At 29.8% G+C, this 14,163-nt stretch carries 15 protein-coding genes and 1 pseudogene; 10 read left to right on the plus strand and 6 right to left on the minus strand.

The features are described 5' to 3' along the window. Nucleotides 1–103 precede the first annotated feature (103 nt). The 8 genes from A8C32_RS13835 to A8C32_RS13870 all read left to right on the plus strand — a co-directional run bounded on the left by A8C32_RS13835 (nucleotide 104) and on the right by A8C32_RS13870 (nucleotide 7,704). A complete protein-coding gene (locus A8C32_RS13835) occupies nucleotides 104–574 on the plus strand; it encodes a sigma-70 family RNA polymerase sigma factor (protein ID WP_276205031.1) in 471 nt (156 codons plus the stop codon). A 160-nt stretch (nucleotides 575–734) separates the two neighbouring features. Next, nucleotides 735–1,244 (plus strand): hypothetical protein, encoded by a 510-nt coding sequence (locus tag A8C32_RS13840; RefSeq protein WP_069831024.1) that lies wholly within the window; start codon nucleotides 735–737, stop codon nucleotides 1,242–1,244. Nucleotides 1,245–1,281: 37 nt separating this feature from the next. Further along, the gene (locus A8C32_RS13845) at nucleotides 1,282–2,709 is read left to right on the plus strand and encodes an oligosaccharide flippase family protein (RefSeq protein ID WP_069831025.1); all 1,428 of its coding nucleotides are present in this window, start codon (nucleotides 1,282–1,284) and stop codon (nucleotides 2,707–2,709) included. Between the two features lies 1 nt (nucleotide 2,710). Further along, nucleotides 2,711–3,145 carry a dUTP diphosphatase gene (gene dut, locus A8C32_RS13850; RefSeq protein ID WP_069831026.1) on the plus strand — a complete coding sequence of 145 codons (435 nt, stop codon included), beginning with the start codon at nucleotides 2,711–2,713 and terminating at the stop codon, nucleotides 3,143–3,145. A 101-nt stretch (nucleotides 3,146–3,246) separates the two neighbouring features. Further along, nucleotides 3,247–4,266: a sugar nucleotidyltransferase gene (locus A8C32_RS13855; RefSeq protein ID WP_069831027.1), complete on the plus strand. Its 1,020-nt coding sequence runs from the start codon at nucleotides 3,247–3,249 to the stop codon at nucleotides 4,264–4,266. A gap of 77 nt (nucleotides 4,267–4,343) precedes the next feature. After that, nucleotides 4,344–5,702, plus strand: coding sequence for a tetratricopeptide repeat protein (locus tag A8C32_RS13860; protein ID WP_069831028.1), 1,359 nt, complete (start codon nucleotides 4,344–4,346; stop codon nucleotides 5,700–5,702). Continuing rightward, entirely contained in the window at nucleotides 5,702–6,472 is a 771-nt protein-coding gene (lolB1, locus tag A8C32_RS13865; protein WP_069831029.1) for a lipoprotein insertase outer membrane protein LolB1, read from the plus strand. The genes A8C32_RS13860 and lolB1 overlap by 1 nt, the downstream gene beginning before the upstream one ends. Continuing rightward, on the plus strand, nucleotides 6,472–7,704 hold the full coding sequence (locus A8C32_RS13870; RefSeq protein WP_069831030.1) for a murein hydrolase activator EnvC family protein: 1,233 nt from the start codon (nucleotides 6,472–6,474) through the stop codon (nucleotides 7,702–7,704). Before lolB1 ends, A8C32_RS13870 begins: the two co-directional genes overlap by 1 nt. A gap of 100 nt (nucleotides 7,705–7,804) precedes the next feature. On the opposite strand, the gene A8C32_RS21515 is transcribed toward A8C32_RS13870, so the two are convergent. Together A8C32_RS21515 and A8C32_RS20960 are read right to left on the minus strand one after the other, a co-directional pair. After that, nucleotides 7,805–8,194, minus strand: a complete 390-nt coding sequence (locus A8C32_RS21515) for a 2OG-Fe(II) oxygenase (RefSeq protein WP_205635399.1) — start codon at nucleotides 8,192–8,194, stop codon at nucleotides 7,805–7,807. Beyond that, nucleotides 8,152–8,427, minus strand: a complete 276-nt coding sequence (locus A8C32_RS20960) for a 2OG-Fe(II) oxygenase (protein ID WP_205635397.1) — start codon at nucleotides 8,425–8,427, stop codon at nucleotides 8,152–8,154. The genes A8C32_RS21515 and A8C32_RS20960 overlap by 43 nt, the downstream gene beginning before the upstream one ends. Nucleotides 8,428–8,640: 213 nt before the next feature. Between A8C32_RS20960 and A8C32_RS20020 the strand changes: the two are divergent. Continuing rightward, nucleotides 8,641–8,769, plus strand: a pseudogene (locus A8C32_RS20020) (transposase); the annotation flags it as partial. A 112-nt stretch (nucleotides 8,770–8,881) separates the two neighbouring features. Here A8C32_RS20020 and A8C32_RS13880 read toward each other — a convergent pair. Together A8C32_RS13880 and A8C32_RS13885 are read right to left on the minus strand one after the other, a co-directional pair. Continuing rightward, on the minus strand, nucleotides 8,882–9,391 hold the full coding sequence (locus A8C32_RS13880; protein ID WP_069831031.1) for an acyl-CoA thioesterase: 510 nt from the start codon (nucleotides 9,389–9,391) through the stop codon (nucleotides 8,882–8,884). A 73-nt stretch (nucleotides 9,392–9,464) separates the two neighbouring features. Then, a complete protein-coding gene (locus A8C32_RS13885; protein ID WP_069831032.1) occupies nucleotides 9,465–10,400 on the minus strand; it encodes an HU domain-containing protein in 936 nt (311 codons plus the stop codon). Between the two features lie 104 nt (nucleotides 10,401–10,504). Here A8C32_RS13885 and dprA point away from each other — a divergent pair, with 104 nt between their 5' ends. After that, nucleotides 10,505–11,608: a DNA-processing protein DprA gene (dprA, locus tag A8C32_RS13890; protein WP_069831033.1), complete on the plus strand. Its 1,104-nt coding sequence runs from the start codon at nucleotides 10,505–10,507 to the stop codon at nucleotides 11,606–11,608. A 5-nt stretch (nucleotides 11,609–11,613) separates the two neighbouring features. Here the strand turns inward: dprA and A8C32_RS13895 are convergent, their stop codons facing one another. Then, nucleotides 11,614–12,912: a carboxypeptidase-like regulatory domain-containing protein gene (locus tag A8C32_RS13895; protein ID WP_069831034.1), complete on the minus strand. Its 1,299-nt coding sequence runs from the start codon at nucleotides 12,910–12,912 to the stop codon at nucleotides 11,614–11,616. Between the two features lie 186 nt (nucleotides 12,913–13,098). Further along, complete coding sequence (trpS, locus tag A8C32_RS13900; protein WP_069831035.1) at nucleotides 13,099–14,067, minus strand: tryptophan--tRNA ligase; 969 nt, start codon at nucleotides 14,065–14,067, stop codon at nucleotides 13,099–13,101. Nucleotides 14,068–14,163: the final 96 nt, after the last annotated feature.

Below are 14,163 nucleotides of genomic sequence, written 5' to 3' on the forward strand. Positions count from 1 at the left end.
TGTTTAAGTTTTAATACTACTATAAAGCTGAACAAATTTGAGAATTGACCTAATATTTAACTAAAAAAGTTTTACCATAGACTCTACAGAAAATATTAGGTCAATTTTTAATAAATACTATAAAGGATTAGTTGTGTTTGCTAATACTTTTTTAATAGATATAGACGAATGTGAGGACATCGTTCAAAATACATTTCTACAATTATGGGAATCTAAATTAGTTTTTCCAAAAGAGATCGCTTTAAAATCTTATCTCTACATTACGGTAAAAAACAAATGCCTCAATAAAATTAAGCATTATAAGGTTAAAGAAAACTATCAACTTCAAAACAAAAAAAGGAAAGAAGATAGTGTTTTAATGGAAGAAGGTATAATTATTCAAGAAAGTGCTAAATTACTCCATGAAGCAATTACTTTTTTAAGTCCTCGTAAAAAAGAAATAATCGATTTAGCTCTAAAGGGATTATCTAATAAAACCATAAGTGAACGGTTAAGTATTAAAATAGACACTGTAAAGTCGCTAAAAACTAAAGCTTATAAATTTTTAAAAGCCTATTTAGAGAAAAGAGATTAGCTATACTCTAGCTTAATTACTCTAATAGGAAGATCAAAAATAGTAAGTTGCTATAGTCATAGTAGTTTCATTAAGTATATTGATTTTGCTTATAAAACCTTATTTATATTATGGCATTTATTTTGCAAGAGCTATATTTATGGGCTTCAAATTACTTAACATGAAATTATTTAAAAATACTTTTACGCTACTAATACTGTTTTTAGGAATGCTTAGTTTTTCAAAATGTGCAAGTACCCAAAAATTAGAAAAAAAACTCCCTATTTCTATAGGTGATGTTTATTACGAACATTGGGTTGCTGGTATTAAAGGAGGTGGCTCTGGATTTAATGTTTTTATTCCTGTTACTAATAATACAGAATCTTTTATTTTAGATAGTGTGTATTTTAAAGGAAGAAGAGCTAAATTAGAATATAAAAATAAGTCGACTTTTATTGGACGTTTTAAAACTAAAGCAAATCAAAAACAAGATTATGTAATGAGTAGTGACTCTAATGAGGAATATGGAAATACGGTCTATGATTTGCCTAAAAAGATACCTTTTGCATTAAAAGAAGATGAGTGTATTGTAAGTTATAAAGAAAATAAAACAACCAAATACTATAAGATTTCTAATATTATTAAAAAAGAGTCACAATCCTATCCTACAGAGCTACGTAAGAGGCAATAACTTATCTTTGTTTAATATTTTCTAAAAAAAACAATCGTTGGGCGTATTAAAAAAGTTTTTTAAAGACACCATTATTTATGGTTTGGCAATTGTTTTGCCTCGCCTTATAAATTTTCTATTAGTACGTTTACATACAGATATTCTTCCTAACGAAGGGTATTCAGAGAATACAGAGTTCTATATCGTAGCTGCATTTTTTAATGTGATACTTACATACGGTATGGAAACCGCTTTTTTTAGGTTTTTTAGTAAGAATAAAGAGAAAAATAAAGTATTATCAACAGCTATTATTTCAATTGTTTCTAGTACAGTTATATTAGCATTGGGCTTGTTTATATTTAGAGAATCAATTTCTCATATACTTCATGTAAATATTGAATTTTACAATTTATTAGTTGCAATTACTGTAATAGATACGCTAATAGTTATTCCATTCGCTTATTTAAGAGTCACAGGAAGACCAATTAGATTTGCCTCAATAAAACTTATTAATGTTCTTATTATAGTTGTATTAAATATCTTATTTCTATCTAATACATATGGGGTAGAGAGCTTACAAAACTTATTTAAAGTAGATAATAAAGTTGAATATATATTTATAGCCAATCTTATAGCGAGCACTGCTGTTTTATTGTTTGTATCTCCATACTTCTTTAAAAATAAGCTAGTATTCGATTTTAAAGTATTAAAGCAACTACTTAATTATGGTTGGCCAATAATGATTGCAGGATTAGCTTTTGTAATTAATGAAAATTTAGACAAATGGTTATTACCTCAAATGTTAGATAAAAATATTAATGGTGCTTATAGTGCTTGTTATAAACTGGCAGTGTTTATGACACTTTTTATTCAAGCGTTTAGAATGGGAGCAGAGCCCTTTTTCTTTAACCATTCAAAAGAAGAAAACGCTAAAAAAACTTATGCTATTATTCTTAAATATTTTACCATTATTGGAACATTAGGATTATTAATAATAACAGTTTATATCGATTGGTTGCAACCAATTTTTATTAAAAAAGAAAGCTACTTAATAGCGCTAGATATTGTTCCCATAGTTTTATTAGCTAATCTTTGCTTAGGTATTTACCATAATCTATCCATATGGTATAAGCTTACAGATAAAACACGTTATGGTATGTATATTTCCATTGTTGGAGCAATTATAACCATACTATTTAATATAATATATATTCCTATATTAAGTTTTATGGCTTGTGCTTACGCTACACTTTTAGCTTATGGTATAATGATGATCCTTTCTTATTCTATAGGAAAAAAACATTATAAAGTACCTTATGCTATAGGAAGAATAGGGTTTTATTTAGCGTTTAGTATAGTACTATCTTTTTCAAGTTATTATTATTTCGAAAGAAATATTCTTATAGGAAGTGTATTTTTGTGTTTATTTATAGGAACTATAGTGTTTTTAGAAAAAAGAGAATTAAAGCAATTATTAAAAAGGTAGTATGCAAATTAAAATAATTAATAAATCCAATCATGAATTACCAGACTATGAAACCATAGCGTCTGCAGGAATGGATTTACGAGCAAATATATTAGAATCAATCACGTTAAAACCTTTAGAAAGAACTATAGTTAAAACAGGTTTGTTTATAGAATTACCTATTGGTTTTGAAGCACAAGTACGTCCAAGAAGTGGATTAGCAGCAAAAAAAGGAATTACCGTTTTAAATGCTCCAGGAACAGTTGATGCAGATTATAGAGGAGAAATAGGAGTTATTTTAGTAAACCTTTCAAATGAAGAATTTATTATTGAAAACGGAGAGCGCATTGCGCAATTAGTTATAGCAAAACATGAGCGTGCCGAATGGGTTAAAGTAGAACAACTTTCTGAAACCTCTAGAGGGGAAGGTGGTTTTGGTAGTACAGGGACTAAATAAAAAGTCTCTTTAATTCCTTATTAGGGAAAATGCACAGGAATAAAAAATTAAAATAAAGTTTAACATAACAATTTCTCTCTTTTTGGGAGGTTAATAGGAATATGAAAATAATAGTACCAATGGCGGGACGAGGTTCTCGTTTACGTCCACACAGTTTAACAGTTCCAAAACCATTAATTCCGGTTGCTGGACAACCAATAGTTCATAGGCTAGTAAAAGATATAGCTAAAGTATTAAATCAGCCAATTGAAGAAATCGCTTTTGTACTTGGAGACCCTGCTTGGTTTGGTGACGATGTCGTTAGTAGTTTAGAAGATTTAGCAAAAAGCTTAGGGGCAAAAGCATCTATTTATCGTCAAGACCAACCCTTAGGAACTGGTCATGCTATTATGTGTGCAAAACCATCGCTTTCTGGCCCTGCAGTTATAGCTTATGCAGATACATTAATTAAAGCAGAATTTGATTTAGATTCTACTGTAGATAGTGTTATTTGGACTAAAAAAGTTGAGAATCCAGAAGCTTATGGTGTAGTTAAGTTAAACGAAAACCAAGAGATTGTTGAGTTGGTTGAAAAACCAGAAGCTTTTGTGAGCGATCAAGCGGTAATAGGTATTTATTACTTTAAAGATGTAGCAGTTTTAAAAGGAAAGTTACAGGAAATACTTGATGAAAACATTATGAATGGTGGAGAATACCAGATTAACGACGGTATTAAACGTATGATGGCAGAAGGAAAAGTATTTAAAACAGGAACTGTAGACGAATGGATGGATTGTGGAAACAAAGCCATAACCATAGAAACAAATCAAAGAATGCTAGGCTTTTTAAAAACAGATGCTAAAGAACAATTGGTTGCAGATTCAGTAAAGTTAGATAATTCGAAAATTATTGAACCTTGTTTTATTGGTGAAAATGTAATACTTAAAGACACCACTATTGGTCCTTATGTATCTATTGGGGATAATAGTGTGGTAGAGAACTCAATCGTTAAAAATAGTTTAATTCAGACCTCTACAACCATTAAAAATGCTAATTTAGATAATGCCATGATTGGTAATCATGTTAAATATGATGGGAAATTTACAAGTATAAGTATTGGTGATTATTCTGTATTAGAATAATATTCTTGTATTTCAGTTATACTATTAAATTATTTTAGAATAGCTTTAATGCAACAACTTGTGATATTACTTAATTTATGAAATATAAAAATTACATTCTTTTTCTTTTTCTCGGATTATTATTAATTCCGCAGATAAATTATGCTCAAGATGTTAATAAAATACCTGATGATGATTTAGGAGATAATGAAGATGAATTTCAAGAGTATTTTTACGAAGCATTAAAGCAAAAGGGGATTGAGAATTATGATAGAGCTGTTGAGGCACTTTTAAAATGTATAAAATTAGACGGTTCTTTACCTGTTTTATATTTTGAATTAGGTAAAAGTTATAATAAGCTTAAAAACTATGGAGAAGCTGAAGCAGCACTTAAAAAAGCAGTTAATAAGTCACCTAGTAATGAATGGTTCTTAGATGAGCTTTATGGGTTTTACACAGAACAAAAAGATTACGATAAAGCCTTAAAAACGGTTAAGCAATTAGTTAAGTATCACCCAGATTATAAGGAGGATTTAGCATCGCTTTATTTTAGAATAAAAAAATATGATGATGCGTTGCGGCTTTTAGATGAATTAGATGCTGATTATGGTATTTCTGTTGCTCGTGATGTTATGCGAAATAGGATTTATAATAGCACAGGACGTAAAAAAGATCAAATTAAAAATTTAGAGTCACGTATTGAAAATAATCCAGACAAAGAATCGAATTATTTGACACTTATATTTCGTTATAGTGAAAACAACCAAAAAGAAAAAGCTTTTAAAACAGCTAAAAAGCTATTGAAAAATAATCCTAATTCGCAATTAGTACATTTAGCTTTATACAAATTTTATTTGGATGATAATATGGCAGAAAAAGCTATAGAATCCATGAAGATTGTGGTTAAAAGTACCGTGATTAAGCCAAAATCAAAATTTAAAGTATTAACAGATTTTGTGAAATTTGTTAAAGAAAATCCAAAATACGAAGCAGATCTGGTTGAGGTTACGACTATAGTTGGTGAATCAAATAATAGTAAAACACTTTTAGAATTAGGACAATATTATTTAACAAGAAAAAATAAAGAAAAAGCTTTAGAGTATTTTGAAGCAGCGTTAAAATTAGAATCCAATAATTTTAAAGTTTTGCAAAATGTATTGCTGCTGTATATAGATTTAGAGAAGTATAATTTAGCAGAAAAAAAGAGTAGCGAGCTTTTAGAACAGTATCCAGCGCAACCTTTATTGTATTTAATAAATGGAGTAGCCTTAAATAAATTAAACAAACCTAAACAAGCTGTTGAGGTTTTAGATACAGGTTTAGATTATGTTATTGATGATAACAAAATGCAAATTGATTTTTATAACGAATTAAGTAAAGGCTATGTGTTGCTTAATAATACTATAAAAGCTAAAACGTTTAGTGATAAAGCAAAACAAATAGAAAGTACAAAATAATGAATAAATACGCTTTACTTATTTCAATTTTATTAACGTCGTTAGTATATAATTGTAAATCGTCAAAAACAATTAGTGATTCAGGTGAAGTTAATTACAAGTTGTCTACGAAGCAATTAATAAAAGAAAATGCAAAACAAACTCCAGATTTTAAGACCCTTCAATGTAAGCTTAAAATAACGTATTCTCAAAAAGATAAATCGCAGACGCATTCTGTGAACTTTAGAGTCAAGAAAGATGAGGCATTATGGATTAATGCTACTTTTTCTATTATTAGAGCTTTGGCTACGCCAGAAAAAGTGAGTTTTTATAATAAGTTAGATAATACTTATTTTGATGGAGATTATAAATATTTAAGTGATTTGTTAGGAACGGAATTAGACTTTCAAAAAGTTCAGAATTTATTACTTGGAGAAGCTTTGTTTAGCTTAAAAGAGGGGAATTATAAAGGCGGTTTTAATGACGGCTCTTATGTGGTTCAACCTAAAAAACAACGTGAGCTTTTTGAAATATTCTTTTTATTGGATCCATCGTTTTTTAAAGTGAAATCACAACAAATATCGCAACCTAAAGAATTTAGGCACTTGCAAATTGATTATATGTCTCATCAAGAAATTGAAAAGCAATTGTTTCCTGAGCGTATAAAAGTAATAGCAGTTGAGGCAGAAGAAGAAGTAATAATAGGATTAGAGTTTAAAGGGCTTTCTTTAAATGAAGATTTAAGGTTTCCGTTTAAAATACCTTCTGGATTTAAAGAAATAAAACTTTAATGGCGGTTGTTAGTAAATACACATATAAAATAGCATTACTATTTGTTTTTTTGTTATGTAACACTTTAGCTTTTTCGCAAAATAATAAGCAAAAAGAGTTAGAAACACGTCGGCAAGAGTTGCGTAGAGAAATTCAGAAAATTAATGAATTACGTGTTGAAAATAAATCAAAAGAAAAATCTCAACTTTCTTTAATTGAGGACTTCAATTATAAAATAAGTGTTTTATCTAATTTAATTAAAGTTACAAATCAGCAAGCTAATTTGTTAACGCGAGAAATAAACTCAAATCAAAAGAAAATAACAGTACTTAGAGACGAATTAAAGGCGTTAAAGGAAGATTATGCTGCAATGGTAGTAAAGTCTTATAAAAGTAAAAATAAGCAGAGTAAAATCATGTTTTTATTGTCTTCAGACAATTTTAAGCAGGCTTATAAACGATTGCAGTATATTAAGCAGTATTCAGATCATCAAAAACAACAAGGTGAGACTATAAAGGAAAAAACTGTTGAATTACAAGGTGTTAATAAAAACTTGTTGAAACAACAAGAGGTTAAGAAAAAATTAGTTGCAGATAATAGGCAAGTTCAAAAAACATTAGAAGTAGAGCGTAAGCAGCATGAAGTTGTAATGAAAAGAATTAAAAAAAACTTGTCATTATACGTTTCTCAAATAAAGAAAAAGCAAAGGGAAGCTGATAGAATTGATGCAGAGATTAACCGTATTATTCGAGCAGCGATTGCTAAATCGAATAAAAAGAAAGGTAAATCGGCAGGTTCAAAAACATTTGCTTTAACAGCTGAAGAAAAAGTATTAGCTTCTAATTTTACTGCTAATAAAGGTAAATTACCTTGGCCTGTAGAAAAAGGAAGTGTTAGACTGCGTTATGGAACACAACCACACCCTATTGATAAATCGTTAACCATAAAAAGTAATGGTGTTCGTATTGCTACCGAAAAAGGGGCTCAAGTTAGAGCTGTTTTTAATGGTGAAGTAAGTGAGATACTTAGAATGAGAAATGTAAATCCTATAGTCATGATTCGTCATGGAAATTATTTGACACTATACAGAAACCTGTCTAAAGTTTATGTGAAAAAAGGGGATAAGGTAAAAACAAAACAAGCTATAGGAGAGGTTTTTACAAATCCTAATAATGGTGAAACTATACTAAGGTTTACCATCTCTAAAGGGGCTAGTACAGTAAATCCTGCAAGTTGGATTTATAAGATGTAACAATCCCTAGCTTTCGAGAATGTTCTTTTTGGATTTGTTTTTTATAAATTTAAGAAAGAGAAAGGAAATAAAGTAAACTATAACGAGAATCTCATTATTCTTAGTTTTTTAACCAACCAGCTATGCTTCTTCTTTCTCTAGTTAAGGAAGGGTGGACTTCATGTTCCATTTTATCACTTCTAAAAAATACCATTCGTCCTTCTAATGGAGAAATATTTTTTTGTGCCCTATTTAAGGGGTATAAAGATAGTTTACCATCGTCTTCGTCCTTCCAATTTTGGTTTAAGTATAAGACTATAGAATATTTCCGCCCCTTTTCATTTTTGAACTGGTCAAGATGTCTTTTGTAAAAACTTCCCTGTTCATAGTTAGCGTAATGACTTTCAAAAGTTTTTATTGAGGTAAAGCATGTTTTATTTAAATGATTAATAAACCACCAGATTTTATTTAAATAAAGCGTTTCATATTTATTTTTGCTTTGTTCTTCAATCCAATTGACATTCCATTTCTAATTAATTGGTTTTTTTGAAAATTAATTTTATTGCCTATCCCTGCAGATTTCATGTTTCCTGAAGCATTCAGGGTTGTCATGTTGGATCTTAATCCAGCCATGGTACTATGTGATAAAAAATCATTACAACAGCCGTATTTGTTATTAATAAGCCCTTGAATTAGTTCTTCGAATTGGTTTTGCTCCTGAATTTCATCATCACTTATATTCATATTGTTTAGCTTAAAACTAAGTGGATTGATTTGCACAAAGAATTTACTGCAAGAACGTTATTCTTTAAGTCATTCCATCTTATTTTTTTATAAACTTGAGTTTTATTAATAAATTAGGTTTTTTTAATAGAAAAAGACAGGTTTTTAGTAGGTTAAAGTGTTGGTATATAGTTTTTAATATAAAATGGCGCTATGATAATTTATTCTAAATTTACAGGAATATTCTTTGTAGATTCTACACCTATTAGAGTTTACAAATCCAAATGGATAAGTAGCAATAGAGTTTTTAAAGGTATTGCTACTGGAGGAAAACCTGCAATGAGATGGTTTTATAGGTTTAAATCATAGCTTTCATTGAAATTCGACGTTGCGTTAGGGATTGAAGCGGCATCCTTTTGTTTTTTCTACAAAAGATATAGCTGAAAGCCCGACCTTTTAGGTAACGCCCAAAGTATTAATCAAATAAAGCTTTCAATTCGCTAGCTTCATTGGGTTTTATTTTTCCGGCCAATAGTAAACTAAGTTGTTTACGACGTAAGGCTGCATCAAAACGTTTCTTTTCTATATCGGTTTCTGGATGTACTTGAGGAACAGCTATAGGTCTTCCTGTTTCGTCAACAGCAACAAAGGTGTAAATAGCTTCATTAGCTTTTGTTTTATCACCAGATTCGCGATCTTCTATCCAGACATCAATAAAGACCTCCATAGAGGTTTTAAAAGCACGAGACACCTTTGCTTCAACAGTAACAACACTTCCTAAAGGAACCGCTCTGTTAAAGGCTACGTGGTTCACAGAAGCTGTTACCACTATGCGTCTAGAATGGCGTCTTGCCGAAATACTTGCTGCACGATCCATACGTGCTAGTAATTCGCCACCAAATAAATTATTTAAAGGATTGGTTTCTCCAGGTAAAACCATATCCGTTAAAATCGTTTTAGATTGTTCGGGTGTTTTTGTTTGCATCAAAATTATATTAATGATGTAGCAAAGGTAAAACGATTTTAGGATTTAAGAGGTATGAACAATTAGAAAAAAACTAGTCTAGTTTTTTAACTAATAACCAAGCATCTTTATTGTAATTGTCTTTAATGTCTTGAAGTGCTTCTACGGCTTCAAATCTGTCCTCATAGCTAGCATAGGCAACTTGATGTAGACCGTATTTGTTTACTCCAATTTTTCTAGCGCTAAAACCATTTGCTTTTAATTGTGATATTTTTTTGTCGCAATTTTCTTCAACTCTAAAAGCACCAGCCACAATGTGATAATTGCCAGTTTGTTTAGTTATATTTAAAGTTGTAGCAGGAAGTGGATTTAAACTGAAAGTTGCTTGTTGTATTTTAGTGTCTAACTGTTTTGTTGCTTTTTCTTGAGCTAATTGATTATGTTCTTCAACTTGATTAACATAAGCGTTAGAGGCAGCAAAACCACCCATTGTTAATGCTATTAAAACAACGGCAGCATATTTTAAATAAGATCTGTTTTTACGTTTTTCTTGAGTAACAGTAATTGGAATTACTTTTTCAATAGCTTCAACTTTTTCCTTATAAACCTCACGATTTACAGAAGGAGATACAAATTGAGATAATCCAAAAGAATCTGTTAAATAATTTAAGTGGTGAGATGGTTCAAATAAAATTTTACCTTCACTATTAAAAACAATGTCTCCTATATTTTTAAAAGTAAGCGTTTCATTTTTAGTTAAACGTTCTTTTAATGCTTCAACATGTTTTGCAATTTTTCTATTAGCAATCTCAAAAGGTATTTTTTCTATATCTGAAACATAATGCGCTAATAAACCATCATTCTTTTGAATTTGCTCATTAAATGATACCATTTTTTTTGGCGCATAAAAAGCATTCGTAGTTTCATGAATAGTGGCAGATACGCGTTGGGTTAAAAATGCACCAAACTCAGGAATGGTAACACACTCATATCTATATAGTAAGTCGCTTATATATGTTTCTAGTTGCATAATAACAAAGTTATAAAATAAAACTTTTAGATAAAATTTAAGCGGAAGTATTTATTAACAGTTTAAAAATTCTTTTATTGTAGATTAAAAATCAAAGATATAGAATGACAGAAAATGATTTGCTTTACACTTTAGCTTTGCAAAATGTACCAAATATTGGTGATATTATAGCAAAACGATTGATGTCTCATTGTGGTAGTGCTGAAGCCGTTTTAAAAGAAAAAAAGCAAAATTTACTTAAGATTGATGGTATTGGAAGTGTTATATTAAATAATTTATTTAAAGCTGATTATTTAAAAGCTGCCGAAAAGGAAATTGATTTTATAAAAGAAAATAAGATCAAGGTGTCCTTTTTTATGGAAGACATTTATCCTGAAAGATTAAAACACTGTATTGATAGTCCTATTTTGTTGTTTGAAACGGGAAATATTAAGTTAGAGCAGCAACATGTTATTAGTATTGTTGGAGCAAGAAAAATAACAACGAGTGGTATTGCCTTTTGTGAATCATTGGTAGAGGCTTTATTGCCTTATAATCCAGTTATTATTTCTGGGTTTGCTTATGGAACAGATATAACGGCTCATAAAGCTGCTATTAAAAATAATTTGCAAACCATAGGATGTTTAGCACATGGGTTAAATCAAATTTATCCTAAATCACATAAAAAGTATATGGTTGATGTGGAAAAAAATGGTGGTTTTTTTACCGATTTTTGGAGTAGTGATACTTTTGATAGAAACAATTTTTTAAAAAGAAATAGAATTATAGCGGGTTTAAGTGAAGCAACCATAGTTATAGAATCTGCTGAAAAAGGAGGGAGTTTAGTGACCGCAGATATTGCGCATTCGTATAATAGAGATGTGTTTGCTGTTCCTGGGCGTACAACAGATAGTCAAAGTATTGGGTGTAATAACTTAATAAAGCAGCAAAAGGCACATATGCTTACTACTCCTCTGGATATTCCTTATATATTAAATTGGAAGTTAGAGGATAATAAAAAACCAGTAATACAAAAACAGTTGTTTGTTGAATTGGATGCTACAGAAAAAATAATTTATAACTACTTAAAAGAGAATGAAAAGCAACAACTAGATGTCATTGCTATTAATTGTAACCTTCCAGTTTTTAAAGTAGCTGGTGTTTTGCTATCAATGGAACTGAAAGGTGTTATTATGCCTTTGCCTGGTAAATTGTTTGAGATTATATAATAAGCTTACTTATTAACAAGTTTTAATTGCTTATCAAAAGTAACTCCATAATGACTTTCTAGATCTTTTTTTATTTTTTTGAAAAATTTAGTTTCTGGAGGCATTTTGAGATTATTCCAAAATGCTTCGTTGTATTTTATATCTATTTTTTTATTCTTGCTAATATTACTTTTTTTTGAAAAGTTATTGTTCCCATTATGTCTGGAGTTACTATTAAATCCACTGTTGTTTTTTCGTGAAAGACCAGTATTCGATTTTATAGTTGTATCAAAAGAATTGTTATTTTGAGTTAATTTGTAGTCATTTATTGGATCTATTTTTTTTCTATCGGTAATAACATCTAGAACAATAAATTCGTATCTAATAGATACTGGTAGCTTAGAGCTGTTGTGTCCAAGTTTTTTTAAATGGGTTATAGTATTGGGGTTTGTTATGTTTTTTTTCGTATTCCACTCTCTTTTATGATAACTAAGGTGTAGTTTACCAGATGTGGCTTTATTATACACATAAAGACTGCTTTTGCCTTCAATCCTGTAAATGCCGTAGTCATTTAAGCCGACGTATAGTTTTAATTTTTTATCATTCTGTAATATTATAATGTCTTCACCCTCATATGAGGTATCACCTATTTTTTTCCAAATAGATTTTTTGAATCTACGAGGATTTCTTATTATATTGAATGTAGTTAAGTTTTTAAATGTACCTATTGGTTCTTTATTGTTTTTGTATATCCTATAATCTGCAGATTGTCTGCGTTCGGTTATTTCATATTTTAAAAAGTCATTAGAAAAAAAAGGACCTCTATCTAAAATTTTTATATAGTATTCTATAAAGCGTTTTGCTTTTCCAGTTTCAGCTGTAGTCACTCTGTATAGTGCATTAATTTGATGGGTTTTGCTTATTGTTGATTTTTTTAAATTTTTTAAGGCTCTTATAGCATATTCATTAGGATTTAAAAGTTCAATTTCATCTAAAGAGGTTATGCTTTCCTCCAGAACTATTTTTTTTTCTTTTTGTGCTAAAAAATCTTTAATACTTAAAGAGCGTTTTTTATATCCAATACAACTAATAATTAAGGTGTCCGAGTAATCATTTTCTGTAATAGTAATTATAAACTCTCCATCTTCGGTACTATAAACTCCAGTTGTTTTATTATTAAGTAATGCAATTGCTGCATATGGAACAGGGAAATCTGTAGAATCAATAAGAACCCCTTTTAGTTCTATTTCTGTTTGAGAATATATTGAACATGGGATAATAAACGATACGAAAAGTGTTAGGTAGCTTAGTTTTAATAAGGCCATATTTTATAGAAACGTTAAGTTGTTTAAAATGTTAATCTTAGTTAACTTTTTTCAAATCTATTACTTTGATAGTAGAATTATGTATCTGCTAGTAATTAAAATGTATCAGTAAAATATCGAATAACAATTGCTTCTTATAAATTATAATAAAAAAGGGCAATAAAATATTTAAAATAGCAAAAAACCTTAATATCCAACTTTCTCACGAACACGTTTTAATACATTATTAGCAACGTTTTTTGCTTTTTCTGCACCAATAGAAAGCGCTTTGTCAATTTCGTTGAGGTTATTCATGTAGTAATTGTATTGTTCGCGTTGTGTTGCAAAAGTTTCAATAATCAGTTCAAATAAAGCTTGTTTAGCGTGTCCATAACCGTAGTTGCCATTTTCATAGTTTGCTTTCATGGTTTCAATTTGAGCATCACTAGCTAATAAGCTATAAATAGCAAAACAATTACAAGTACTCCAATCTTTAGGGGCTTCAAGCGGTGTACTATCAGTTTGGATACCCATGATTTGCTTACGTAGTTTTTTATCTGCTAGAAAAATATTGATGGTATTATTTCTACTCTTGCTCATTTTTTGACCATCAGTACCAGGGATAAGCATCGTGTTTTCTTGAATTTTTCCTTCTGGTAACACAAAAGTCTCACCTACTTTGCTATGAAAGCGAGAGGCTACATCTCGAGTCATTTCTATATGTTGTAATTGGTCTTTGCCAACAGGAATAATATTTGCATCATAAAGTAAAATATCTGCAGCCATTAACATGGGGTAGGTGAATAAACCTGAATTAACATCTTCTAATCGGTCTGCTTTGTCTTTAAAACTATGCGCTAATGTTAAACGTTGGTATGGAAAAAAACAACTTAAATACCAAGAAAGTTCTGTGACTTGAGGGATGTCGCTTTGTCTGTAAAATACAGTTTTTTCAATATCTAAACCAAACGCTAACCAAGTTGCTGCAGTCGAGTAGGTGTTAGCACGCAAGGTTTCCGCATCTTTAATTTGAGTTAGTGTATGTAGGTTTGCAATAAATAAGTAAGAGTCATTTTCTGGGTTTTCAGCCATTTTAACAGCTGGAATAATGGCGCCTAAAATATTTCCTAAATGTGGTGTTCCTGTGCTTTGTATCCCTGTAAGTATTCTTGCCATAATATTACCTGTAAAATACAGGTATTTCTTTAGTTAGTATTCAAAATAAATTTATCTAAGCAAAGGTAAATTTTTTAACTCAAATTATGTAATAGA

It is taken from the genome of Flavivirga aquatica (genome assembly GCF_001747085.1).
Lineage (GTDB): Bacteria > Bacteroidota > Bacteroidia > Flavobacteriales > Flavobacteriaceae > Algibacter_C > Algibacter_C aquatica.

Excerpts from the sequence above, each read along its gene's own strand:
- A8C32_RS13895 (WP_069831034.1), bottom strand. The coding sequence starts at position 12,912 with ATGGCCTTATTAAAACTAAGCTACCTAACACTTTTCGTATCGTTTATT.
- A8C32_RS13870 (WP_069831030.1), top strand. The coding sequence starts at position 6,472 with ATGGCGGTTGTTAGTAAATACACATATAAAATAGCATTACTATTTGTT.
- A8C32_RS13855 (WP_069831027.1), top strand. The coding sequence starts at position 3,247 with ATGAAAATAATAGTACCAATGGCGGGACGAGGTTCTCGTTTACGTCCA.
- trpS (WP_069831035.1), bottom strand. The coding sequence starts at position 14,067 with ATGGCAAGAATACTTACAGGGATACAAAGCACAGGAACACCACATTTA.
- A8C32_RS13860 (WP_069831028.1), top strand. The coding sequence starts at position 4,344 with ATGAAATATAAAAATTACATTCTTTTTCTTTTTCTCGGATTATTATTA.
- A8C32_RS13840 (WP_069831024.1), top strand. The coding sequence starts at position 735 with ATGAAATTATTTAAAAATACTTTTACGCTACTAATACTGTTTTTAGGA.
- lolB1 (WP_069831029.1), top strand. The coding sequence starts at position 5,702 with ATGAATAAATACGCTTTACTTATTTCAATTTTATTAACGTCGTTAGTA.
- A8C32_RS20960 (WP_205635397.1), bottom strand. The coding sequence starts at position 8,427 with ATGAATATAAGTGATGATGAAATTCAGGAGCAAAACCAATTCGAAGAA.
- A8C32_RS13885 (WP_069831032.1), bottom strand. The coding sequence starts at position 10,400 with ATGCAACTAGAAACATATATAAGCGACTTACTATATAGATATGAGTGT.
- A8C32_RS13880 (WP_069831031.1), bottom strand. The coding sequence starts at position 9,391 with ATGCAAACAAAAACACCCGAACAATCTAAAACGATTTTAACGGATATG.
- dut (WP_069831026.1), top strand. The coding sequence starts at position 2,711 with ATGCAAATTAAAATAATTAATAAATCCAATCATGAATTACCAGACTAT.
- dprA (WP_069831033.1), top strand. The coding sequence starts at position 10,505 with ATGACAGAAAATGATTTGCTTTACACTTTAGCTTTGCAAAATGTACCA.